Origin of the sequence: Halothiobacillus sp. DCM-1 (genome assembly GCF_045689735.1) — a bacterium.
GTDB lineage: Bacteria > Pseudomonadota > Gammaproteobacteria > Halothiobacillales > Halothiobacillaceae > Halothiobacillus.
Genome location: NZ_CP142685.1, coordinates 489,381 through 510,117 on the forward strand (window position 1 = coordinate 489,381; position 20,737 = coordinate 510,117).

Genomic DNA, 20,737 nt, shown 5'->3' on the forward strand with positions numbered 1-20,737 from the left:
ATCAGCCCTTCGCCGGACGCGGCCGGAACAGTACGGCGATGTGCCCGACGGTTTGCACCAGTTCCGCGCCGCTGGCGGCGGTGATGCGCTCGATGATCGCCTTTTTGTCTTCCCGGTCTTGCCCGGCAATTTTCACCTTGATCAATTCATGGGTCGTCAGTGCGGCATCAATTTCCGCCAGAACGGCGTCGGTCAGCCCATGCTGGCCGAGCAGAACGACGGGATTCAAGTGATGCGCCTCAGCGCGCAGCAGCTGTTTTTGTTTGGTATTCAGGGGCATGGCGATCTTCAGGGTGGTGTGTGAAATCACGCATTGAGTCCAGCGTGCAAGTGGCGGCATATTAACGCCTTTTCCGACAGCCGTAAGCAGGGGGCACGATGGATAGACGATGGCGACGGTGGGTGGTTGCGGGGTTGATCGCGGTGTCATTGGCTGGTTGTGGCCAAAAAGACATCAACACGGTGGAACCTTCTTCGGCACGCCTCGCGGCCTATCAGTCCCCGGATCTGTTGGTCTTGCGTCCGATGAATCCGCCGGTCACGGTGCCTGCGGCGGCGTTCACCGCGCAATCGGGTGCGCTGGAGACGCCCCAGATGTTTCGCGATCACTGGACGCTGTTCTATGTGGGCTACAGCTTTTGCCCGGATATTTGCCCTACCGAGCTGACCGCTCTAGCCGAGTTGTTGCCGAAGTTGAAAAAGGCACTGCCGAGTGTGCATTGGCAAGTGGTGTTTCTCTCGGTGGATCCGGATCGGGATCACCCCAAACGGCTGGCAGAATACGCCCATTATTTTGACCCCTCGTTTATCGGCATGACGGGCAGCCGAGCCTCGATCGATGCGGTGACCGGCGCCTTGAAGGCCGGGTATCGGATTGCGCCGCATGCGCCGGGCAGTGTGAGCTATGAGATCGATCACGATACAGGGTATCGGCTGATTTCGCCGCAAGGCAAAATGGTCGCCTTGTTGCCGTCGCCGCATGATCCGGCGGCGATGACCAAGGCATTGGTTCAGTTCTTCGACGAGGTGGTGCAATGAATCCTGTAATCAAAAAATCTGGTTGGTTGGCGGCAGTGTGGTTGATGGGGCTGGGTAATGCACTGGCGGCGCCCGCAATTTCGGGTGCCTGGATTCCCGAACAACCCCCCGGGGCGATGGCCAGCGCGGTGTTTCTCACGATGAAAAATACCAGCGATCAGCCGGAGGCTCTGGTGCGAGCAACCGCGCCGGGCTTTAAGGAAGTGCAGTTGCACCGTTCGATCGAAGAGAACGGCATGCATAAAATGATCGAGCAAAAAGAAATTCAGGTGCCGGCGCACGGAGAAACGCTTCTGGCACCCGGCGGTTATCACATCATGCTGATCGGGCCGGAACAGGCCATCAAGGCCGGTATGACCATTCCCGTGACCCTGTATTTCGCCGATGGCAGCCATGAAACGCTGACTGTGCCGGTGAAAAAGCGTGCGGAGATGATGAACGGGGGCATGCAGCACTGAGTGGGCCGCATCACCATCCCGGCGAGCAGTCGATGATCTGGTCGCCCGCCCTCGCCCGCTTGTGCGGGCGTTGTATTTTGTGTTGGGCGTGATTTTTACGATAATCGCAAATTATTTGGTGATTAGGCGTTGCTATGGCTCGTTCGAGCAGCAGCCAGCGCTGGCTGGCAGAACATTTCCGGGATGAGTTCGTCCTCCGGGCTCAGCGGGAAGGGTATCGATCCCGCGCGGTCTATAAGCTCATGGAACTGAATGAGCGTGATCATTTTCTCAAGCCGGGGCAACGGGTGGTGGATTTGGGCGCCGCCCCCGGCGGCTGGACACAATATGCCGCTGGCGTGGTCGGGGATCGCGGACATATTTTTGCGCTCGATCTCTTGCCGATGGATCATTTCGCCCATACGACCGTGCTGCAGGGGGATTTTTCCGATGACGCAGTGCTGGAGGCGCTGACGACGGCGTTGGCCGGGCAGCCCGTCGATCTGGTGATCTCCGATATGGCACCGAACATGAGTGGCGTGGAAACGGTGGATATTCCCCGGGCGATGTATCTGGCGGAACTTGCCTTGGATTTTTGCCATCGTATGCTGAAGCCGGGGGGCGTGTTCGTGAGCAAGGTGTTTCAGGGCGAGGGGTTTGATGCCCTGATGCGCGCGGCGCGGCAGCAGTTCGACAGCGTGTTGGTGCGCAAGCCGAAAGCCTCGCGCCCCCGGTCGCGTGAAGTGTATTTGGTGGCGCGTGGCAAGCGCGTGGTATAAGGTTAATGAACAAACAGCGGGCGTATTGTGGCGCTCGTCGATAACGCCCAGCACCCAGGGTGCTGTGGCCTAGTGCAGAGGGAATATCGTTGAACGATTTGACCAAAAACATTCTGGTGTGGGTCGTCATCGCCATCGTGTTGATGACCGTCTTTAACAGCTTCAGCTCGCGCTCCACGGCGAGTATGCCGATGAGTTACTCGCAATTTCTGAGCGATGTGAATGGCGGTAGTATCCAATCGGTGGTGATCGAGGGCAAAACCATCACCGGTAAAACGAGCTCCGGGGCGACCTTCGAAACCTACAGCCCCGAGACCGATAACCGCGCCATGATCGGCGATTTGTTGAAGAACAATGTCAAGATTGACGCCATGCCGCCCGAGCGGCCGTCGTTGTTGATGACGATTTTCATCCAGTGGTTCCCGTTCCTCCTGCTCATTGGCATCTGGGTGTTTTTCATGCGCCAGATGCAGGGCGGTGGTGGACGCGGTGCCATGAGTTTCGGTAAATCCAAGGCGCGCTTGATGGGTGAGGATCAGGTCAAGGTGACCTTCAACGATGTCGCGGGTGCCGATGAAGCCAAGCAGGATGTGGTGGAGCTGGTGGATTTTCTGCGCGACCCCGGCAAGTTCCAACGTCTGGGCGGACGGGTACCGCGCGGGGTGCTGATGGTGGGGCCACCGGGCACAGGTAAAACGCTGCTGGCCAAGGCGGTAGCGGGTGAGGCCAAGGTGCCGTTTTTCACGATCTCTGGTTCCGACTTCGTCGAAATGTTCGTCGGGGTGGGGGCATCGCGCGTGCGGGATATGTTCGACCAGGCGAAAAAGCATGCGCCGTGCATCATTTTCATCGACGAGATCGATGCCGTCGGTCGGCATCGCGGCTCTGGCATGGGCGGCGGGCACGATGAGCGCGAGCAAACGCTGAACCAGCTATTGGTCGAAATGGACGGTTTTGAGGGCAATGAAGGCATTATCATCATCGCCGCCACCAACCGCCCGGATGTGCTGGACAAGGCGTTGCTGCGCCCAGGTCGGTTTGATCGTCAGGTGATCGTCGGCCTGCCCGATGTGCGCGGCCGTGAGCAGATTCTCAAAGTGCATCTGCGCAAGGTGCCTGCGGCGGCGGATGTCGAGCCTAGCCTTCTGGCACGGGGTACGCCAGGGTTTTCTGGGGCGGATTTAGCCAATCTGGTCAACGAGGCCGCTTTGTTCGCGGCGCGGGCAAATAAAAACGAAGTGGTCATGGCCGATCTTGAGCGCGCCAAAGACAAAATCATCATGGGTGCGGAGCGCAAATCCATGGCGATGAGTGAGGACGAGAAAAAACTCACCGCTTATCACGAGGCCGGGCACGCAATCGTCGGGCGGTTGGTGCCGGAGCATGACCCGGTGTACAAAGTTTCCATCATTCCGCGGGGGCGTGCTCTTGGCGTCACCATGTTCCTGCCGGATCAGGATCGGTATAGCTACTCGAAACGCAAGCTCGAATCGAATATCTCCAGTTTGTTTGGGGGTCGGATTGCCGAGGAACTGATTTTTGGCGCGGAAGCGGTCACGACGGGTGCCTCTAACGACATCGAGCGGGCGACGGAAATCGCGCGCAACATGGTGACGAAGTGGGGAATGTCCGACAAGCTCGGTACACTCGCCTATTCGGAGGAAGATGGCGAGATGATGTTTGGCCGCTCGGTGCCGGGAAGCAATATTTCGGATAACACGGCCGGGGTGATCGATCAGGAAATCCGCGCGGTGATTGACCGAAATTACCAGCGGTGCCATCAGTTGCTGACCGATAACATCGATATCCTTCATGCCATGGCAGAAGCTCTGATGAAGTACGAAACCATCGATGTGGGGCAAATCGATGACTTGATGGCGCGCCGACCTGTGCGCGAGCCGGCGGACTGGGGCAAGGGTGGGACGTCCTCGGGGCAATCTCCGACGCCTCCCCCCGGTGCTCTGGCCGGTGATGGGGCTTCGGCAGGCCGGGAACTTGGGTCGTCGGGTGCCATTGGTGGCTCAGCAACCCCCCACTGACGCCTCGCGGATCGCGCACACGCGCAGCCTACTGCACGGCCAGACGCCGTGCATCATGGCCATCGTCAATGTCACCCCCGATTCCTTCTCGGACGGGGGGATTTTTTTTGATGGCGGTCAATTGCAATTGGCACGGGTGATCGATCGCGCGGCGCGTTTGATCGCGGACGGCGCGGATTTGCTCGATATTGGCGGTGAGTCCACTCGCCCAGGCGCGACGCCGGTCTCGGTGACAGAGGAGTTATCGCGCGTGGTTCCGGTCATCGAGGCACTGGCTGCCCGTTTCGCCGTGCCTTTGTCAGTCGATACCAGTGAGCCGCGTGTCATGAGGGCTGCGGTGGTGGCGGGCGCTACCTTGATCAACGATGTGCGTGCCTTGTCGCGGCCTTATGCGTTGGCCACTGCCGCCGAGCTGGTGCGCGAAGCGGGGGTATTTGTCTGTTTGATGCATTCACGGGGTGAACCGGGCAGCATGGACGAGCTCGCCCGGTATGCCTCGGTGGTCACCGAGGTGCGTGATGAGCTGATGTCCCGCGTGCAGGCGGCTCAATCTGCGGGAATCGATCCCAAGCAGATCGTACTGGATCCTGGTTTTGGGTTTGCCAAAAATTCAGCCCAGAATTACACCCTGTTCCGGGGCTTGTCGCAGCTGGCTGCGCTGGGTTTCCCTTTGTTGGTGGGTGTGTCGCGCAAACGCATGATTGGCGAGCTGTTGAATTTGCCGGTTGCCGCCGAGCGTGTGCTGGGGAGTGCGGTGCTGGCCGCATTGGCCGTGGAGCGGGGCGCCCGCATTGTGCGCGTGCACGATGTGCGGGAAACCGCCCAGGCGCTTCGGTTGTTCGCTGCGATCGAGCCGTTTTGAGTCCATGTCTTGACTAAGTTATTCATGGAATTACTGCCCCATAAACCGCATTCGTTTGTCCCTTATTAGGCTTCTCTGATATTTTACGAAGGTTGGGGGTATCCGCTGGGCTGGCGTCATGCGGTTCGCGGGTGATTGATCGAAAAAAAATAGATAGAGAGTTCACACTTATGAAGATGTTGCGTCGTTCGCTGCTGGCCGTTGCGCTGGGCGGCTTGATGGTTCAGCCGCTGGTGACCCTGGCGGCTGGTGATGCCGCTGCGGGCAAAACCAAATTCGCCACCTGTGCGGCCTGTCACGGAGCTGATGGTAAGGGGAATGGGGGCGCATTCCCCGATTTGACTCACCTGTCTGCAGCAGATGCGGAAACCATTTTGACTGCGTTCAAGGCGGGCGATATGGCCACCCTGAAGAAGCATAATCTGGGGGGCGCGCGTTACAGCACCATGGCGCCGCAGGTAGCTAGCCTGTCGCCTGCAGATATCGCGGATCTGGCAGCGTACATCGCGACCTTGGGCGGATCAGCGCCCGCTGGTGCGGCGCCGGCTGCTGCTGCACCTGCAGCAGCGCCTGCCGCCCCTGCGCCCGCTATGGTTTCTGCGGACGCCAATGTGGGCTTTGGCCATGCCATTTTCTCTACCTGCGCGGTCTGTCATGGCATGGAAGGCGAGGGCGGCAAGTTGCTAAACGCCCCGAAGCTGGCGGGCATGCCGATGTCTGCGGTCTCTTCGATGCTGGAAATGTACAAGTCGGGTAAGCAACTGGGTAAATACTCCTATGTGATGAATGCCCAAGCCAAGTACCTCACGCCGGATGAAATCCGCGATGTCGCGGCCTACATCTATCAGATGGACAAGCCGGGCGCCAAAGTTAATATGCCGCAATCCGAGTAAGCCGATACTCGGACTGGCTGCGTTTCAGCAGGCTGTGGCCGCCCTTATGGGCGGCTTTTTCGTTATTGCGGGCTTATGATGTGCGCGTTCGGAGTAATGAGTGAGGAGCGAGCCCAATGAAAGTGTTTGGAACGGATGGTGTGCGTGGCGCGGTCGGACAGTGGCCCATGACGCCAGAGTTCGTACTGAAACTAGGGTGGGCGGCCGGGCGTGTCCTGGGTCAGCAAGGCAAGCGACGGGTGCTGATTGGGAAAGACACGCGGATTTCGGGCTACATGTTCGAGTCGGCGCTGGAGGCGGGATTTTCTGCGGCCGGCGTTGATGTGCGGCTGTTGGGGCCGATGCCGACCCCGGCGATTGCGTACCTCACGCGCACGCTTCGGGCGTCTGCCGGGGTGGTCATCAGCGCCTCGCACAATCCCTTTCACGACAATGGCGTGAAATTTTTTTCTGCCACCGGTGAAAAGTTGCCCGACGCCATCGAGGCAGAAATTGAGGCGATGCTCGATGAACCGATGACCATCCAGCCATCGGCTTTGCTGGGGAAAGCGCAACGAATCGATGATGCCCCGGGGCGGTATATCGAGTTTTGCAAGAGTACGGTGGAAATCGGGATGTCGCTCGCGGGTCTGCGGGTGGTGGTTGACTGTGCGCATGGTGCGGCCTATCAAGTCGCGCCCCGCGTCTTTTCCGAATTGGGTGCTGAAGTGATCCGGATGGGGGTTGAGCCGGACGGGTTGAATATCAACGATGGGGTCGGGTCAACCGAGCCCGCTGCGCTGATTCGTGCGGTGAGCGAATTTCGAGCCGATCTGGGGATCGCGCTGGATGGCGATGGCGATCGGGTGTTGCTGGTGGATAACCAAGGGCGTGTGCTCGATGGCGATCAACTGCTCTATATCATCGCGTCGGATCGTGTTGCCCATGCGGGCTATCGCGGTGGGGTGGTTGGCACCTTGATGAGCAACCTCGGATTGGAGCAGGCCGTCGCGGCACTGGGGTTGCCCTTCACGCGGGCCAAGGTCGGTGACCGCTATGTGCACGAAGAGCTGCGTCGACAGCAGTGGCTGCTGGGCGGGGAATCGTCGGGACACATTCTGTGTCTTGATCGGCATACCACGGGCGATGGCATCATTGCCGCCTTGCAAGTCTTGGCGGCCATGCAGCACCAGTCGCTTGCGCTGGCAGAGCTGGCATCCGGCATGACTTTGTTTCCACAAACGCTGGTGAATGTGCGCACCCCGCGTGCGGTAGATCTCTCTGCGCCCGCAATTGTGGCAGCGGTGCGGTCGGTTGAAGCAGCGCTCGGCCATCGTGGACGGGTATTGCTACGCGCATCAGGCACCGAACCGCTGATTCGGGTCATGGTGGAGGGAGAGCAGAAGGCAGAAGTCACCGGCTATGCGGAAGAGATTGCGGCGGCGGTTCGCCGAACGACGGGGGAATGAGCCGTTTTCGTGCGTAAATTTCGTGCGTAACCATTGATTTCATCGCGTGTCGCCAGTACCCTAACGCACCCTTGAAACGGGTCGTGAGTGCTTTGGCGTGTTTCTCGCCGCGCGCTGGTAAAAAAGAGTAGTTGTCTTATGCGTCAACCGGTGGTGATCGGTAACTGGAAGCTGAACGGAAGCCCCGCCTCAACAGAGGCTTGGGTGAGTGCCGTCCTGTCGGGAATGGGGGCGCTGGATGCCGTAGAAATTGGCCTTTGTCCGCCGTTCGTGCTGATTCCCACGGCGGTGCGTCAAGCGGCGGGTTCTGCGTTGCAGATAGGCGGGCAAGACTGCGCGGAATACCTCAGCGGCGCATACACTGGCGAAGTTTCTGCGGACTTACTGCGTGCGGTGGGTTGTCATTATGTGATTCTGGGGCACTCCGAGCGCAGAGCACTGTTTGGTGAAACGGATGCGGTCATTGCGCGCAAAATGGTGCGCGCCTTGGCTGCTGGGCTTGTCCCGGTGTTGTGTGTCGGCGAAACCCTGGCCGAGCGTGAAGCCGGCCAGATGGAGGCTGTCGTGCGCCAGCAACTGCGAGCGGTAGTTGATGTCGTCGGAATCCAAGCGTTCGAGCGCAGTATTATTGCCTATGAGCCGGTTTGGGCGATTGGTACGGGGGTGACAGCGACGCCAGATCAGGCTCAGGCGATGCACGCATTTATTCGGGGATTGCTTGCGGAGTACAACCCGCATGTGGCACGCATGGTGCGCTTGCAATATGGTGGCTCCGTCAAACCCGATAATGCGGCTCAGCTTTTTTCCCAGCCAGACATTGATGGTGGGCTGATTGGCGGTGCCTCGCTGAAAGCCGAAGAATTTCTATCGATTTGCCGCGCTGCGGCCGATGCTCGTTGAGTGCACTTCATGCAAATTTTGATTCTGATTATTCATGTGCTGATTGGTCTGGTGCTGATCGGGCTGGTCTTGATTCAGCACGGTAAGGGTGCAGATGCGGGGGCGGCTTTTGGTTCCGGTGCTTCGGGGACGGTATTTGGTGCGCGCGGTGCGGCCAGTTTTCTGCAAAAGTTGACTGGATGGTTGGTCGTCGCTTTTTTTGCGACCAGTTTGCTCCTCGCCTATGTCATTAACGCTTCACACAACCCGACGAGCGTGGTAGATTCTGTGCCCGCTCCAAAGACGGAGCCTGCATCGACCGTGCCCAATTCTGCGCCTTCCTCAACTGTCCCTGCTACTCCGGGGGCGGCGGAGCAAGGTAAGCCTGCTGATGTGCCATCCACAGTCAGCGGTGAGCAGTCGCCTCCGGGTGCCGAGAATCAAGGTAAATCCGGCGCTGCGCCGGGGGCTGCTGTGGGGCATTGATAGTGCTCGTGCCGAGCCAGTTTTCGTATCGGAAATGGTTCGGGCGGGCTGCGCAGTGAATGGCCTCGGAATGGAGGCCGATCACTGAGCAAGATTTCGCGGACGTGGTGGAATTGGTAGACACGCTATCTTGAGGGGGTAGTGGCGAAAGCTGTGTGGGTTCGAGTCCCACCGTCCGCACCAAATTGATGAGAAGAGGGAGCCGACTCAGTCCACAGTTGACGCTGTGCGCTGGGATTTGGTTTGTGCGCAAAAACCACGAACGGCGTTCGTGTGAACTTGAGAGGGTGACCTGTGCTTGAAGGCTATCTTCCCATCCTGATTTTCTTCGGCGTGGCTACGCTGTTTTCATTGGGTTTGTTGTTTGGTGGCAAGTTGTTAGCCCCTTCGCGGCCCGACGCTGAAAAAAACTCGGCCTACGAATGTGGCTTTGCGGCGTTCGAAGATGCCCGCATGAAATTCGATGTTCGCTACTATTTGGTGGCAATTCTATTCATTATCTTTGATCTCGAAATTGCCTTTTTGTTCCCTTGGGCTATTGCGCTGGATCAAATCGGTACTTTTGGTTTGATTGCGATGGCGATCTTTCTCGGGATCCTCGTCGTGGGCTTTGTTTACGAGTGGAAGAAAGGTGCGCTGGAATGGGAATAGAAGGCGTATTCGACAAAGGTTTTGTCACCACCTCGGCGGATAAACTCATCAATTGGGCTCGAACCGGTTCGCTGTGGCCGATGACATTTGGTCTGGCCTGCTGTGCGGTCGAAATGATGCACGCGGGCGCGGCTCGGTATGACCTCGATCGTTTCGGGGTGGTGTTTCGTCCTAGCCCTCGTCAGTCGGATGTCATGATCGTCGCGGGTACCTTGGTCAACAAAATGGCGCCAGCGCTGCGTAAGGTTTACGATCAAATGGCCGAACCTCGCTGGGTGATTTCCATGGGATCCTGTGCGAACGGCGGGGGGTATTACCATTATTCCTACGCGGTCGTCCGGGGTTGTGATCGCGTTGTGCCGGTCGATATCTATGTGCCGGGTTGCCCGCCGACGGCTGAAGCCTTGCTGTACGGCATCATCCAACTGCAAAACAAGATTCGTCGCACTAATACGATCGCCCGTGGCTGATCGTCTGTTCCTGAGGGGTAAACGGAACAATGATTGTCCAACAAGTGCTTGATCCGGAGTTGCAGACCGCATTGACCGCCACGCTGGGCGATATGATCCAGTCTTTGGTGGTCGCGCACGATGAAGTCACCATCGAAGTGCGGGCGGCGGATTGGCTGCGTGCCGCCGCATTATTGGCGCAGTCTTCGGCCACCCGTTTTGATCAATGCAGTGATTTGTGCGGGGTGGATTATCTTGAGTATGGTCAGCCGGAGTGGGCTGGCGAGGAATCGGTTTCGCGCACGGGGTACAGCCGTGGCGTAGCACCGGCCAGTAATGGGCGGTTGAAGTTTGGGGAGGCGCTCCCTTCCGCGGATCAGAGCCGCCCCCGTTTTGCGGTGGTGGCTCATCTGCTGTCTTACACGCACAACTGGCGGCTCCGGGTACGCATTCCCTGCGAAGACGCGGCCATGCCGGAGGTGCCTTCGGTCGTTTCGATTTGGCCGGGTGTTAACTGGTTTGAGCGCGAAGCGTTTGATCTGTTCGGCATTGTGTTCACGGATCACCCGGATCTGCGGCGGATTCTGACCGATTATGGTTTTGTCGGTCATCCGATGCGTAAGGATTTTCCGTTGATTGGCCATGTCGAGGTGCGCTTCGACCCGGAGAAAAACCGAGTGGTTTACGAGCCGGTTTCGATTGAGCCGCGAGTACTGGTTCCACGAGTGCAGCGTCACGATAGCCGTTATGTTGGCCGGACGGGAAAATAATTCATGCCAGAAATCGCCAATTACACCCTGAACTTTGGCCCGCAGCATCCGTCTGCGCATGGCGTGTTGCGTCTTGTGCTCGAAATGGATGGGGAGACCATCGTGCGTGCCGACCCGCATATTGGTCTGCTGCACCGTGGCACGGAAAAGCTGGCGGAAAGCAAGCCCTACAACCAGTCGATCGGCTACATGGATCGACTGGATTATGTGTCGATGATGTGTAACGAGCACGCCTATGTGCGCGCGATCGAGCAGTTGGTTGGGATCGAGATTCCCGAGCGGGCGCAATACATCCGCGTCATGTTTGACGAGGTGACCCGTATTCTGAACCACTTGTTGTGGCTCGGTGCGCACGCCCTCGACATTGGCGCCATGACGGTGTTCCTCTACGCCTTCCGCGAGCGGGAAGACTTGATGGATTGCTACGAGGCCGTATCGGGTGCCCGGCTCCATGCGACTTATTATCGTCCGGGCGGGGTGGCGCGCGATTTGCCCGAGCAGATGCCGCAGTACGAACCCTCCAAATGGCATAGCGAGCGGGATGTGCGCCGCATGAACGAGAGTCGGCAAGGCTCTCTGCTGGATTTTCTTGAAGATTTCACTCAACGCTTTCCCGCGTATGTCGATGAATATGAAACCCTGTTGACAGACAATCGCATCTGGAAACAGCGAACGGTGGATATTGGTGTGATCTCTCCGGATCGAGCCATAGCGCTGGGATTTACCGGTCCGATGCTGCGGGGTTCGGGCATCGAGTGGGATCTGCGCAAGAAGCAACCCTATGCGGTGTATGACCGGCTCGATTTCGACATTCCCGTCGGAAAAACGGGGGATTGTTACGACCGTTATCTGGTGCGGGTCGAGGAAATGCGCCAATCCAACCGCATCATCCGCCAGTGCATCGACTGGTTGCGGAAAAATCCCGGGCCGGTGATGGTGCAGAATCACAAGATTGCGCCGCCGCGTCGTGAAGAAGTCAAAGCCGATATGGAGTCCTTGATCCATCATTTCAAACTGTTCACGGAAGGGTACTGTTTGCCTGAAGGCGAGACCTACGCGGCGGTTGAGCATCCCAAAGGAGAGTTCGGTATCTATCTGGTCTCCGATGGTTCGAACAAGCCCTACCGTCTCAAGATTCGGGCACCGGGGTTTGCGCATCTTTCCGGTCTGGACGAGATGTCGCGCGGGCATATGTTGGCGGATGTGGTGGCCATCATCGGCACCCAGGATATTGTATTTGGCGAGGTGGATCGGTAATGAAGGCCAGCAAGCTGCACCTGTTGACGGAGCACACCCGTCATGAAATCGATCATTGGCTCAGTAAATATCCGCCGGAACAAAAACAGTCTGCCTTGCTGGCGGCGTTACGGGAAACCCAGCATCAGAATGAAGGGTATCTGACCACCGATTTGATGGATGCCGTGGCGGAGTATCTGGAATTGCCCCCCATTTCTGTTTATGAAGTGGCGACCTTTTACTCAATGCTGGAAACCAAACCCTGTGGTCGGCACCATGTTTCGATTTGTACCAATATCTCCTGCGCCCTGATGGGGGCGGATGACATCGTGGCACACTGCGAGAAGAAGCTGGGCATCAAAATGGGGCAAAGCACGCCAGATGGCCGGATCTATCTCAAGGTGGAAGAAGAATGCCTTGCTGCCTGCGATGGCGGGCCGATGATGCAGGTCGATCATGTGTACTACGAACGGCTCACCCCTGAGAAGGTCGATGCCATTCTCGATGCCCTGAACTAATCCGGAGTCGGCCATGAGTGAACAAGTCTGCTTTGCCACGATGCAATTTGACGAGCCCTGGTCGCTGGAGAGTTACCTCAAGATTGGGGGGTATTCTGCGTGGCGGAAAATCCTGGCGGAGCGCACCGATCCCGCGTTGATCATCGAAGAACTCAAGACCTCCAATTTGCGGGGGCGTGGCGGGGCGGGGTTCCCGACCGGGCTCAAGTGGTCGTTTATGCCGCGCAATGCGCCGGGGCAGAAATATGTGGTCTGCAACTCGGATGAATCCGAGCCGGGCACGGCGAAAGATCGACAAATCCTGCTGAATAATCCCCATGCGCTGGTCGAGGGGATGGCGATTGCCGGTTACACCATCGGCGCGACGGTTGGCTATAACTACATGCGCGGCGAGTTTACCGATCTCGTGTTTCGTCGATTCGAAACCGCCGTTAAGGAAGCCTATGCCCTCGGTCTGCTGGGCAAAAATATTCAGGGCACGGGGATTGATTTCGATCTCTACGGCTCCTTGGGAGCTGGGGCTTATATTTGTGGCGAAGAAACCGCCTTACTCGAATCGTTGGAGGGAAAAAAAGGGCAGCCCCGATTCAAGCCGCCCTTCCCGGCCAATTTTGGCCTGTATGGCCGACCAACGACGGTCAATAACACCGAAACCTTGTCTTCCGTCCCCGCGATCATGCGCAACGGCGGCAAATGGTTTGCTGACCTCGGTGTGCCAAACAGTGGCGGGGTCAAGTTGTTCTCGGTGTCGGGGCATGTGGCCAAGCCGGGCGTGTTTGAGATTCCGATGGGGCTCCCGTTCGCGGAGCTTTTGGAGATGGCGGGTGGGGTGCGCGGTGGTCGTCGGCTCAAGGCCGTGATTCCGGGGGGCTCGTCGACGCCCGTCATTCCGGGCGAAGCCATGCTCAAGGTCAATATGGACTATGACTCGATTGCGAAGGCGGGCACCTTTCTGGGTTCCGGGGGCTTGATCGTGATGGATGAGACGACCGATATGGTGCGTGCCCTGCAGCGGATCTCCCGGTTTTATTATTCCGAATCCTGCGGACAGTGCACACCCTGCCGCGAAGGCACCGGTTGGCTGTATCGCATGTTGACCCGGATCGTCGAAGGCAAAGGGCAACGCAGTGACCTGGATCGCCTGGATGATGTGGCCAGCAAGATCGAAGGCCGCACCATCTGTGCCTTGGGCGATGCGGCGGCTGTGCCGGTGCGCAGCTTCCTCAAACATTTCCGCCCCGAGTTCGAGTACTACATCGAACATGGCCGCAGCATGATTGCCGATGGCCTGGCCACGGTTTAACGCAGTAGGGTGAATCACTTGAGCCATCAAGCGAAAAGCAGTCTGGCAGCCGGTTCTGAAGTGCTGCACGAAGACCTGATTACGATCGAGGTCGATGGTCATCGGCTGCAAGGCCGGAAAGGAGACATGCTGATCGAAGTGACCGATCAGGCAGGGATCAACATCCCCCGGTTTTGTTACCACCGTAAACTCTCGATCGCGGCCAATTGCCGGATGTGCCTGGTCGAAGTTGAGCGGGCACCCAAGCCCCTACCGGCCTGTTCTACGCCGATTTCAGAAGGGATGCGGGTACAAACCCGTAGCCGGAAGGCGTTGGCGGCACAGCGCGCCACCATGGAGTTTTTGCTGATCAATCACCCCCTAGATTGCCCGATTTGCGACCAAGGGGGGGAGTGCGAACTGCAAGACCTGGCGATGGGCTACGGCGAAGGCGTCGGGCAGTATTCGGAAACCAAACGCGTCGTGAAGGACAAAGATATTGGCGCGCTGATCGCCACGGATATGACGCGCTGTATTCATTGCACGCGCTGTGTCCGTTTCGGCGAGGAAATTGCGGGGTTGAAAGAGCTGGGTGCTGTCGGCCGATCCGAACACATGGAAATTGGAACCTACATTGCCAAAAGCGTGACTTCGGAGTTGTCGGGCAATGTCATCGATCTGTGCCCGGTAGGGGCGCTGACCGCCAAGCCGTCGCGTTATACCGCGCGCCCGTGGGAGCTGGTGCAACAGCCCCATATCGGCACCCACGATGCGTTTGGTTCCAATCTCTATTTTCATACCCGTGACGGGCGCATCATGCGTACCGTGCCGCGGGAAAATGACGCCATCAATGAAACCTGGCTTGCCGACCGCGACCGGTTTGCCTACACCGGACTCTTTACCGATGATCGCCTCGCGCAACCGATGATCAAGCGGTCAGGGGAATGGCAGGCCACCGATTGGGATACGGCCTTGGGTCATGTCGCCGACCGGTTGCAAAGCATCATTCAACAGCAGGGCGCGTCGGCGGTGGGCGGTTTGATCAGCCCGCAATCCAGTCTGGAAGAGTTGTACCTGTTCCAGAAACTGGTTCGCGGACTGGGGTCTAACCATGTCGATCATCGGCTGCGCCAAGAGGACTTTTCTGCCGACTTGGGCGACCCCGTGATGCCGTGGTTCGGGATGGATATTCCGGCGTTTGCTCAGCAAAAGGTCGTTCTGACCCTCGGCTTGAGCGTGCGTGAAGAGATCCCACTATTGGGGCATCGGTTGCGCCAGGCAGCGACCGAAGGCCGGGCTACACTGCATGTCGTTCATCCGTATGAGCAGGCACTCACCTTCGCGGCCAAGCAATGGCCTCTGGCGGCTGCCACGGGCATGCTGGATTTCATGATCGCTTTGGCGCGCGCGGCGGGCGTCAGTCTGCCGGAAAATCTGGGTGAAGGCGCCGCGCCGGCCGGAATGGTGGCTGCCGTTCTGGCGGATCTGCAACGCACCGATGCCGCGGCCATCATCCTGGGTTCTCTGGTTCAGCAAGATCCGCATTTTGGCGCCATCCGTTACTTGGCGGCGCAAATTGCCAAGGCCACCGGCGCCACCTTATCGGTCATCCCGCAGGGTTCGAATGCGGCGGGCGCCTGGTTGGCCGGTGCCGTGCCGCATCGCCTGCCGGGCGGCCAGTCTTCTGTCGGTATCGGCGATCATGCGTTGGCGCTGCTTCAGCAGCCCAAGCCCGCCATGATGCTGTTTGGCCTGGAACCCGGACTGGATACCGTGCTAGGTGCATCAGCCCTTGAGGCGCTGGCTCAGTCGGAATGTGTCGTCTGTCTGACCGCTTACGATACGCCGGCGCTGCGTGCCGTGGCGGATGTTTTGTTGCCGATCGGTTCTGCCGCCGAAACGGCCGGTACCTGGGTCAACGGTGAGGGCCGCTGGCAGCCCCAGCGCGGGGTGGTCGGTGCCTTCAAACAGGCGCGGCCGGGTTGGAAAGTTCTGCGCGTACTCGGCAACTTGTGGGATCTGGCCGGGTTTGACTATCTGGATGCCGGTCAGGTGCGGGATGAGTTGCAGGCTCAGTGTGCGCAAGTGATGCTGTCCAATCACACGGATGTCCTGGGCGCGGTCGTGCGTCCCCAGTCGGCGGATGGCTGGCTGCGCTGGGCGCCCCTCTCCCCCTATTCGGTTGATCCGGTCGTTCGTCGAGCAGCTCCGCTGCATTTGACTGAGCTGGCCGTCCGGCACCGCAGTTGTCTGATGAATCCGGCGGATGCGGCTAAGGCTGGCTTTGTCGCCGGTGATCGGTTGAAGGTTCAGCAAGCAGAGGCCGCAGTGATACTGCCGGTCGTGTTGGATGAAGGGGTTCAGCCGGGCAGTGTCGTGATCCCCGTGACCGCGCAATCGGCGGAATTGCCGGCGCGCATGGGTCGCGTCCATATCACACGGGAGGTGCACTGATGTTGACTCAGGCGCTTTCTCCCTGGCTCGGTTGGCTGCCCGCAGATTGGCAGTATCTCGTCATAACTGCGGTTGGTGTGCTGCTGATCTTGCTGCCCCTCGTGATTGCGGTGGCCTATCTCACCTATTTCGAACGCAAAGTCATTGGCTACATGCAGGTGCGGATCGGCCCGAACCGAGTCGGGCCGATGGGGTTGTTTCAGCCCTTTGCCGATGTGTTCAAACTGCTGTTCAAGGAAATCATCACGCCGAAGGTGGCGAATACCTTCATTTTTTACCTTGCGCCGGTGTTGATCCTGGTGGCTTCGTTTGTCGCCTGGGCGGTGATCCCGTTTGATAAGGGCTGGGTTTTGGCGAATGTCAATGCCGGCCTGCTTTATGTACTGGCGATTGGTGCGGCGGGCGTCTATGGCGTCATTCTGGCGGGTTGGGCATCAAATTCGAAATACGCCCTGCTCGGTGGGATGCGCTCGGCGGCGCATAAGGTTGCCTATGAATTGGCGATGGGGTTCGCGCTGGTCGGGGTGCTGATGGCGGCCAAGAGCCTGAACCTGTCCCAGATCGTGGAAAATCAGTCCGGTGGTTTGTTGCACTGGTACTGGCTGCCGCTCTTGCCGATGTTCGTTGTGTATTTCGTGTCGGGCGTTGCGGAAACGAATCGGGCACCGTTCGATATTTCCGAAGGGGAGTCCGAAATCGTGGCTGGTTTCCATGTGGAATATTCCGGAATCACCTTCGCGCTGTTCATGTTGGCGGAATACGCCAGCATGATTCTGATCTCGGCTTTGACCGCCATCCTGTTCCTGGGGGGCTGGTTGTCGCCGTTTGAGGGAACTTTCCTCGCGGCGGCCTTCGCCTGGGTGCCGGGGATTCTCTGGTTTTTCATTAAGATCGCGCTGTTGTTGTTCCTGTTCCTATGGTTCCGCGCGACATTCCCCCGTTACCGTTACGATCAGATCATGCGGCTTGGCTGGAAAATCTTTATTCCGGTCACGATCTTGTGGATTTTTGTCGAGGGTGTGTTGGTGTATTTCCGCGTTGGCCCGTGGTTCGCGTAAGTTTGACGAGGTAAGGCCATGAAGCAAATCAAGCAATTCGTCAAAACCTGGTTCTTGTGGGAACTGTTTCTGGGCTTGTCCGTCACGGGCAAGTATTTCTTCGGACGAAAATTCACCGTGCAGTATCCGGAAGAAAAAACGCCGCAGTCCCCGCGTTTTCGGGGCTTGCATGCGTTACGGCGCTATGCCAACGGCGAGGAGCGGTGCATTGCGTGCAAATTGTGCGAAGCGGTATGTCCGGCACTGGCCATCACCATCGAATCTGAACAGCGCGAGGATGGGACGCGCCGCACGACGCGGTACGACATCGACCTGTTCAAATGTATCTACTGCGGTTTTTGTGAAGAAGCCTGTCCGGTGGACTCGATCGTCGAAACGCGGGTTTTCGAATACCACTTCGAGGAACGCGGTGAGCAGATCATGACCAAGCAACGGTTGCTGGAACTCGGCGATCGCCTTGAAGCGCAGATTGCCGCCGATCGGCTGGCTGACGCGCCGTACCGTTAAGATTGCGTCCGATGGGAGCCTCAGCATGACGCTGTATCAGTTTTTGTTCTATGTGTTTGCTTCATCGGCGGTGCTGTCGGCCATTCGGGTCGTTTCCGTGAAAAACCCGGTGCATGCGGCTCTGTTTCTGGTGTTGACTTTTTTCTCGACCGCGCTGGTCTGGATTTTGATGGAGGCCGAGTTCCTCGGCATCGTGCTGCTTCTTGTCTATGTCGGCGCGGTGATGGTGCTGTTCTTGTTCGTGGTTATGATGCTCGACATCAATCTCGCGCCCTTGCGGGAGGGATTTGTCCGCAACTTGCCCGTCGGCGTTTTTGTGGCCTTGGTAATGGTGATCGAGCTGGGTCTGGTTGTCGGTGCCCACAGTTTTGGCTTGGGCGTCTACCCGGCACCTGCACCCGCGCCAGCAGAGACGGCCAATACCTTGGCACTCGGCTCGGTGCTGTATACCGATTTTGTGTATCCATTTGAAATCGCGGCATTCATTTTGCTGGTGGCGATTGTGGCCGCGATTGTATTGGCGCATCGCAAACGCGATGGGGTGTTGTATCAAAACATCGATGCCCAGGTGCGGGTGCGTCGTGATGACCGTCTGCGGATTGTCTCGATGCCGGCCAGCCGACCGGTCGTTGCGGATGCGGATGTAGGGGAAAAGCAGGCATGATCAGTTTGTCGCAATTTCTGATTTTCGGCGCCATTCTGTTTTCGATCAGCGTGGCGGGTATCTTCCTCAACCGGAAGAATGTCCTGATTCTCTTGATGGCCATTGAGTTGATGCTTTTGGCGGTCAATGTGAACTTCATCGCGTTTTCGCACTTCCTGGGCGATATCAACGGTCAGGTTTTTGTGTTTTTTGTGCTGACTGTGGCCGCTGCCGAAGCGGCGATTGGCCTGGCCATTTTGGTGACGCTGTTCCGTAATCGGCGCACGATCAATGTGGAAGACCTGACGGCGATGAAGGGTTGAGGGAATGGAAAAAATCTACCTGACCATTATTCTCGCGCCGCTGATGGGTGCCCTGATTGCCGGTTTATTCGGTCGGCAAATCGGTCGTTCAGGCGCGCACTGGGTCACGATCATCGGAGTCGCTATTTCCTTTGGCTTATCGCTCTACAGCTTCTATCAGCATGTTTGGGGTGGTCTGCCGACTTTCAATGGCGCGGTATATACCTGGGCGGCGACAGACAGTTTCCACTTTGATGTGGGCTTTCTGATCGATCACCTGACGGTCTTGATGATGGTGGTCGTGACCGGCGTCAGCTTGATGGTGCATATCTACACCATCGGTTATATGGCCGATGATCCGGGCTACCAACGCTTTTTCAGCTACATCTCGTTGTTCACCTTTTCGATGCTGATGCTGGTCATGGCCAACAACCTGATGCAGTTGTTTTTCGGCTGGGAAGCGGTGGGTCTGGTTTCTTATTTACTGATCGGGTTCTGGTTCAAGCGAGAGACCGCAATTTTTGCCAATCTGAAGGCCTTTCTGGTCAACCGGGTCGGCGATTTTGGGTTTTTACTCGGAATCGCGGCAATTCTGATGTATGCCAATACCGTCGATTACGCCACATTTTTTGAGCGCCTGCCGGCATTGGCTGGCACGACCATTCAGGTGTGGCCCGGTGTGGACTGGTCCTTGCCGACGGTCATTGCAATTTTGCTATTCATCGGCGCGATGGGGAAATCGGCACAGGTGCCCCTGCATGTCTGGCTGCCTGATTCGATGGAGGGTCCAACCCCCATTTCGGCCTTGATCCACGCCGCGACGATGGTGACGGCCGGTATTTTCATGGTGGCGCGGTTTTCGCCTCTGTATGAGCTGTCGGATGCCGCCTTGTCCTTCATCATGGTGATTGGCGCGGTGACGGCGTTGTTCATGGGCTTGCTTGGCCTGGTGCAGAACGACATCAAGCGGGTGGTGGCGTATTCCACCCTGTCGCAGCTGGGCTATATGACGGTGGCTTTGGGGGCCTCGGCTTATTCCGCGGCAATTTTCCACTTGATGACCCATGCCTTCTTCAAGGCGCTGCTGTTCCTCGCCGCCGGGTCGGTCATCATCGCCATGCACCACGAGCAGGACATTCGCAAGATGGGCGGCCTGTGGAAATACATGCCCGTGACCTTCGTCACCTTCCTGATCGGCTCGCTGGCATTGATCGGTTTTCCGGGAACGGCAGGCTTCTACTCGAAAGACAGCATCATTATGGCGGTCGAAGCCTCGAACCTGCCCGGTGCCACTTTCGCGTATTGGGCGGTACTGCTCGGGGTGTTTGTGACGGCGTTTTACACTTTCCGGATGTTTTTCCTGGTGTTTTTCGGCAAAGAGCGAATGGATGAGCATACCCGTTCGCACTTGCATGAGTCCCCGAAGGTCGTTACCTGGCCGCTGATTGCCCTGGCGGTGCCGTCGCTGATCGTCGGCTACTTCGCGATCGAGCCGTTATTGTTTGGTGGTTTCTTTGGTGAATCGATCAAGGTGATGCCGGAGCATGGCGCCATGGCCAGCCTACAGGCGCATTTCCATGGGGCGGCAGCGATGCTGCTGCATGGGCTTACCTCGCCCGTGGTGTGGCTCTCGCTGGCGGGGGTGGCTCTGGCCGCGCTGATGTATCTCTGGCAACCGGATACCCTGCCGGCATTGACTGCGCGGGTGCTGGCCTGGCCAAAACGCATTCTGGATGGCGCGTACGGCTTTGATGATTTCAACAATGTCGTGTTTGGTGCTGGTTCCCGGGTGTTGGGTCGAGGGTTGTGGCGTGTCGGGGATGTCCGGGTGATCGATGGCTGGCTGGTCAATGGCACGGCGGCGCTCGTCGCGGCGCTCTCCGGGCAGTGGCGCAAACTTCAGACCGGTTATCTCTATCACTATGCCTTTGTGATGATTTTGGGGCTGATCGGGCTGATGACCTGGATTGTGTTTGTTCGTTGACCCTCGTTTTGGATGGATGCTG

At 58.1% G+C, this 20,737-nt stretch carries 21 protein-coding genes, 1 tRNA gene and 1 pseudogene; 22 read left to right on the forward strand and 1 reads right to left on the reverse strand.

The window, feature by feature from the left end:
* Position 1: 1 nt before the first annotated feature.
* Positions 2–340, reverse strand: coding sequence for a ribosome assembly RNA-binding protein YhbY (gene yhbY, locus VOI35_RS02325; protein WP_407276296.1), 339 nt, complete (start codon positions 338–340; stop codon positions 2–4).
* A 38-nt stretch (positions 341–378) separates the two neighbouring features.
* Here yhbY and VOI35_RS02330 point away from each other — a divergent pair, with 38 nt between their 5' ends.
* From VOI35_RS02330 to nuoL, 22 genes and pseudogenes are all read left to right on the forward strand, one after another.
* Positions 379–1,038, forward strand: coding sequence for an SCO family protein (locus VOI35_RS02330; protein ID WP_407276297.1), 660 nt, complete (start codon positions 379–381; stop codon positions 1,036–1,038).
* Positions 1,035–1,496, forward strand: a complete 462-nt coding sequence (locus tag VOI35_RS02335) for a copper chaperone PCu(A)C (protein WP_407276298.1) — start codon at positions 1,035–1,037, stop codon at positions 1,494–1,496. The genes VOI35_RS02330 and VOI35_RS02335 overlap by 4 nt, the downstream gene beginning before the upstream one ends.
* Positions 1,497–1,630: 134 nt before the next feature.
* Complete coding sequence (gene rlmE, locus VOI35_RS02340; RefSeq protein ID WP_407276299.1) at positions 1,631–2,254, forward strand: 23S rRNA (uridine(2552)-2'-O)-methyltransferase RlmE; 624 nt, start codon at positions 1,631–1,633, stop codon at positions 2,252–2,254.
* A gap of 89 nt (positions 2,255–2,343) precedes the next feature.
* The gene (gene ftsH, locus VOI35_RS02345; RefSeq protein WP_407276300.1) at positions 2,344–4,293 is read left to right on the forward strand and encodes an ATP-dependent zinc metalloprotease FtsH; all 1,950 of its coding nucleotides are present in this window, start codon (positions 2,344–2,346) and stop codon (positions 4,291–4,293) included.
* Positions 4,271–5,155 carry a dihydropteroate synthase gene (folP, locus tag VOI35_RS02350; protein ID WP_407276301.1) on the forward strand — a complete coding sequence of 295 codons (885 nt, stop codon included), beginning with the start codon at positions 4,271–4,273 and terminating at the stop codon, positions 5,153–5,155. Before ftsH ends, folP begins: the two co-directional genes overlap by 23 nt.
* 170 nt (positions 5,156–5,325) lie before the next feature.
* Positions 5,326–6,048, forward strand: a complete 723-nt coding sequence (locus VOI35_RS02355) for a c-type cytochrome (protein ID WP_407276302.1) — start codon at positions 5,326–5,328, stop codon at positions 6,046–6,048.
* A 116-nt stretch (positions 6,049–6,164) separates the two neighbouring features.
* On the forward strand, positions 6,165–7,496 hold the full coding sequence (glmM, locus tag VOI35_RS02360; RefSeq protein ID WP_407276303.1) for a phosphoglucosamine mutase: 1,332 nt from the start codon (positions 6,165–6,167) through the stop codon (positions 7,494–7,496).
* A 138-nt stretch (positions 7,497–7,634) separates the two neighbouring features.
* Entirely contained in the window at positions 7,635–8,396 is a 762-nt protein-coding gene (tpiA, locus tag VOI35_RS02365) for a triose-phosphate isomerase (RefSeq protein WP_407276304.1), read from the forward strand.
* 9 nt (positions 8,397–8,405) lie between these two features.
* A pseudogene (secG, locus tag VOI35_RS02370) lies at positions 8,406–8,774 on the forward strand (preprotein translocase subunit SecG); the annotation flags it as partial.
* A gap of 185 nt (positions 8,775–8,959) precedes the next feature.
* Positions 8,960–9,044: transfer RNA gene (locus VOI35_RS02375), tRNA-Leu, on the forward strand.
* 111 nt (positions 9,045–9,155) lie between these two features.
* Positions 9,156–9,512, forward strand: coding sequence for an NADH-quinone oxidoreductase subunit A (locus tag VOI35_RS02380; protein ID WP_407276305.1), 357 nt, complete (start codon positions 9,156–9,158; stop codon positions 9,510–9,512).
* Entirely contained in the window at positions 9,503–9,982 is a 480-nt protein-coding gene (locus tag VOI35_RS02385; RefSeq protein WP_407276306.1) for a NuoB/complex I 20 kDa subunit family protein, read from the forward strand. The genes VOI35_RS02380 and VOI35_RS02385 overlap by 10 nt, the downstream gene beginning before the upstream one ends.
* A 29-nt stretch (positions 9,983–10,011) precedes the next feature.
* Positions 10,012–10,731, forward strand: coding sequence for an NADH-quinone oxidoreductase subunit C (locus VOI35_RS02390; protein ID WP_407276307.1), 720 nt, complete (start codon positions 10,012–10,014; stop codon positions 10,729–10,731).
* Positions 10,732–10,734: 3 nt separating this feature from the next.
* Positions 10,735–11,988, forward strand: coding sequence for an NADH-quinone oxidoreductase subunit D (locus tag VOI35_RS02395; RefSeq protein ID WP_407276308.1), 1,254 nt, complete (start codon positions 10,735–10,737; stop codon positions 11,986–11,988).
* On the forward strand, positions 11,988–12,485 hold the full coding sequence (gene nuoE / locus VOI35_RS02400) for an NADH-quinone oxidoreductase subunit NuoE (RefSeq protein ID WP_407276309.1): 498 nt from the start codon (positions 11,988–11,990) through the stop codon (positions 12,483–12,485). The genes VOI35_RS02395 and nuoE overlap by 1 nt, the downstream gene beginning before the upstream one ends.
* 13 nt (positions 12,486–12,498) lie before the next feature.
* Positions 12,499–13,788, forward strand: coding sequence for an NADH-quinone oxidoreductase subunit NuoF (gene nuoF / locus VOI35_RS02405; RefSeq protein ID WP_407276310.1), 1,290 nt, complete (start codon positions 12,499–12,501; stop codon positions 13,786–13,788).
* Between the two features lie 18 nt (positions 13,789–13,806).
* Entirely contained in the window at positions 13,807–16,221 is a 2,415-nt protein-coding gene (nuoG, locus tag VOI35_RS02410; protein ID WP_407276311.1) for an NADH-quinone oxidoreductase subunit NuoG, read from the forward strand.
* A complete protein-coding gene (gene nuoH, locus VOI35_RS02415; protein WP_407276312.1) occupies positions 16,221–17,279 on the forward strand; it encodes an NADH-quinone oxidoreductase subunit NuoH in 1,059 nt (352 codons plus the stop codon). Before nuoG ends, nuoH begins: the two co-directional genes overlap by 1 nt.
* 18 nt (positions 17,280–17,297) lie before the next feature.
* Positions 17,298–17,786, forward strand: a complete 489-nt coding sequence (gene nuoI, locus VOI35_RS02420) for an NADH-quinone oxidoreductase subunit NuoI (protein WP_407276313.1) — start codon at positions 17,298–17,300, stop codon at positions 17,784–17,786.
* A gap of 25 nt (positions 17,787–17,811) precedes the next feature.
* Positions 17,812–18,450 (forward strand): NADH-quinone oxidoreductase subunit J, encoded by a 639-nt coding sequence (locus VOI35_RS02425; RefSeq protein ID WP_407276314.1) that lies wholly within the window; start codon positions 17,812–17,814, stop codon positions 18,448–18,450.
* A complete protein-coding gene (gene nuoK, locus VOI35_RS02430) occupies positions 18,447–18,752 on the forward strand; it encodes an NADH-quinone oxidoreductase subunit NuoK (protein WP_407276315.1) in 306 nt (101 codons plus the stop codon). Before VOI35_RS02425 ends, nuoK begins: the two co-directional genes overlap by 4 nt.
* A 4-nt stretch (positions 18,753–18,756) precedes the next feature.
* Positions 18,757–20,715 (forward strand): NADH-quinone oxidoreductase subunit L, encoded by a 1,959-nt coding sequence (gene nuoL / locus VOI35_RS02435; RefSeq protein ID WP_407276316.1) that lies wholly within the window; start codon positions 18,757–18,759, stop codon positions 20,713–20,715.
* The last annotated feature ends 22 nt before the right edge of the window (positions 20,716–20,737 follow it).

What these genes read in the sequence shown, in the direction of transcription:
- rlmE (WP_407276299.1), top strand. Translation starts at nt 1,631, where the DNA reads ATGGCTCGTTCGAGCAGCAGCCAGCGCTGGCTGGCAGAACATTTCCGG.
- nuoL (WP_407276316.1), top strand. Translation starts at nt 18,757, where the DNA reads ATGGAAAAAATCTACCTGACCATTATTCTCGCGCCGCTGATGGGTGCC.
- VOI35_RS02390 (WP_407276307.1), top strand. Translation starts at nt 10,012, where the DNA reads ATGATTGTCCAACAAGTGCTTGATCCGGAGTTGCAGACCGCATTGACC.
- VOI35_RS02335 (WP_407276298.1), top strand. Translation starts at nt 1,035, where the DNA reads ATGAATCCTGTAATCAAAAAATCTGGTTGGTTGGCGGCAGTGTGGTTG.
- VOI35_RS02330 (WP_407276297.1), top strand. Translation starts at nt 379, where the DNA reads ATGGATAGACGATGGCGACGGTGGGTGGTTGCGGGGTTGATCGCGGTG.
- yhbY (WP_407276296.1), bottom strand. Translation starts at nt 340, where the DNA reads ATGCCGCCACTTGCACGCTGGACTCAATGCGTGATTTCACACACCACC.
- nuoE (WP_407276309.1), top strand. Translation starts at nt 11,988, where the DNA reads ATGAAGGCCAGCAAGCTGCACCTGTTGACGGAGCACACCCGTCATGAA.
- nuoH (WP_407276312.1), top strand. Translation starts at nt 16,221, where the DNA reads ATGTTGACTCAGGCGCTTTCTCCCTGGCTCGGTTGGCTGCCCGCAGAT.
- VOI35_RS02425 (WP_407276314.1), top strand. Translation starts at nt 17,812, where the DNA reads ATGACGCTGTATCAGTTTTTGTTCTATGTGTTTGCTTCATCGGCGGTG.
- VOI35_RS02385 (WP_407276306.1), top strand. Translation starts at nt 9,503, where the DNA reads ATGGGAATAGAAGGCGTATTCGACAAAGGTTTTGTCACCACCTCGGCG.
- VOI35_RS02395 (WP_407276308.1), top strand. Translation starts at nt 10,735, where the DNA reads ATGCCAGAAATCGCCAATTACACCCTGAACTTTGGCCCGCAGCATCCG.
- nuoI (WP_407276313.1), top strand. Translation starts at nt 17,298, where the DNA reads ATGAAGCAAATCAAGCAATTCGTCAAAACCTGGTTCTTGTGGGAACTG.
- nuoF (WP_407276310.1), top strand. Translation starts at nt 12,499, where the DNA reads ATGAGTGAACAAGTCTGCTTTGCCACGATGCAATTTGACGAGCCCTGG.
- VOI35_RS02355 (WP_407276302.1), top strand. Translation starts at nt 5,326, where the DNA reads ATGAAGATGTTGCGTCGTTCGCTGCTGGCCGTTGCGCTGGGCGGCTTG.
- glmM (WP_407276303.1), top strand. Translation starts at nt 6,165, where the DNA reads ATGAAAGTGTTTGGAACGGATGGTGTGCGTGGCGCGGTCGGACAGTGG.
- tpiA (WP_407276304.1), top strand. Translation starts at nt 7,635, where the DNA reads ATGCGTCAACCGGTGGTGATCGGTAACTGGAAGCTGAACGGAAGCCCC.
- nuoK (WP_407276315.1), top strand. Translation starts at nt 18,447, where the DNA reads ATGATCAGTTTGTCGCAATTTCTGATTTTCGGCGCCATTCTGTTTTCG.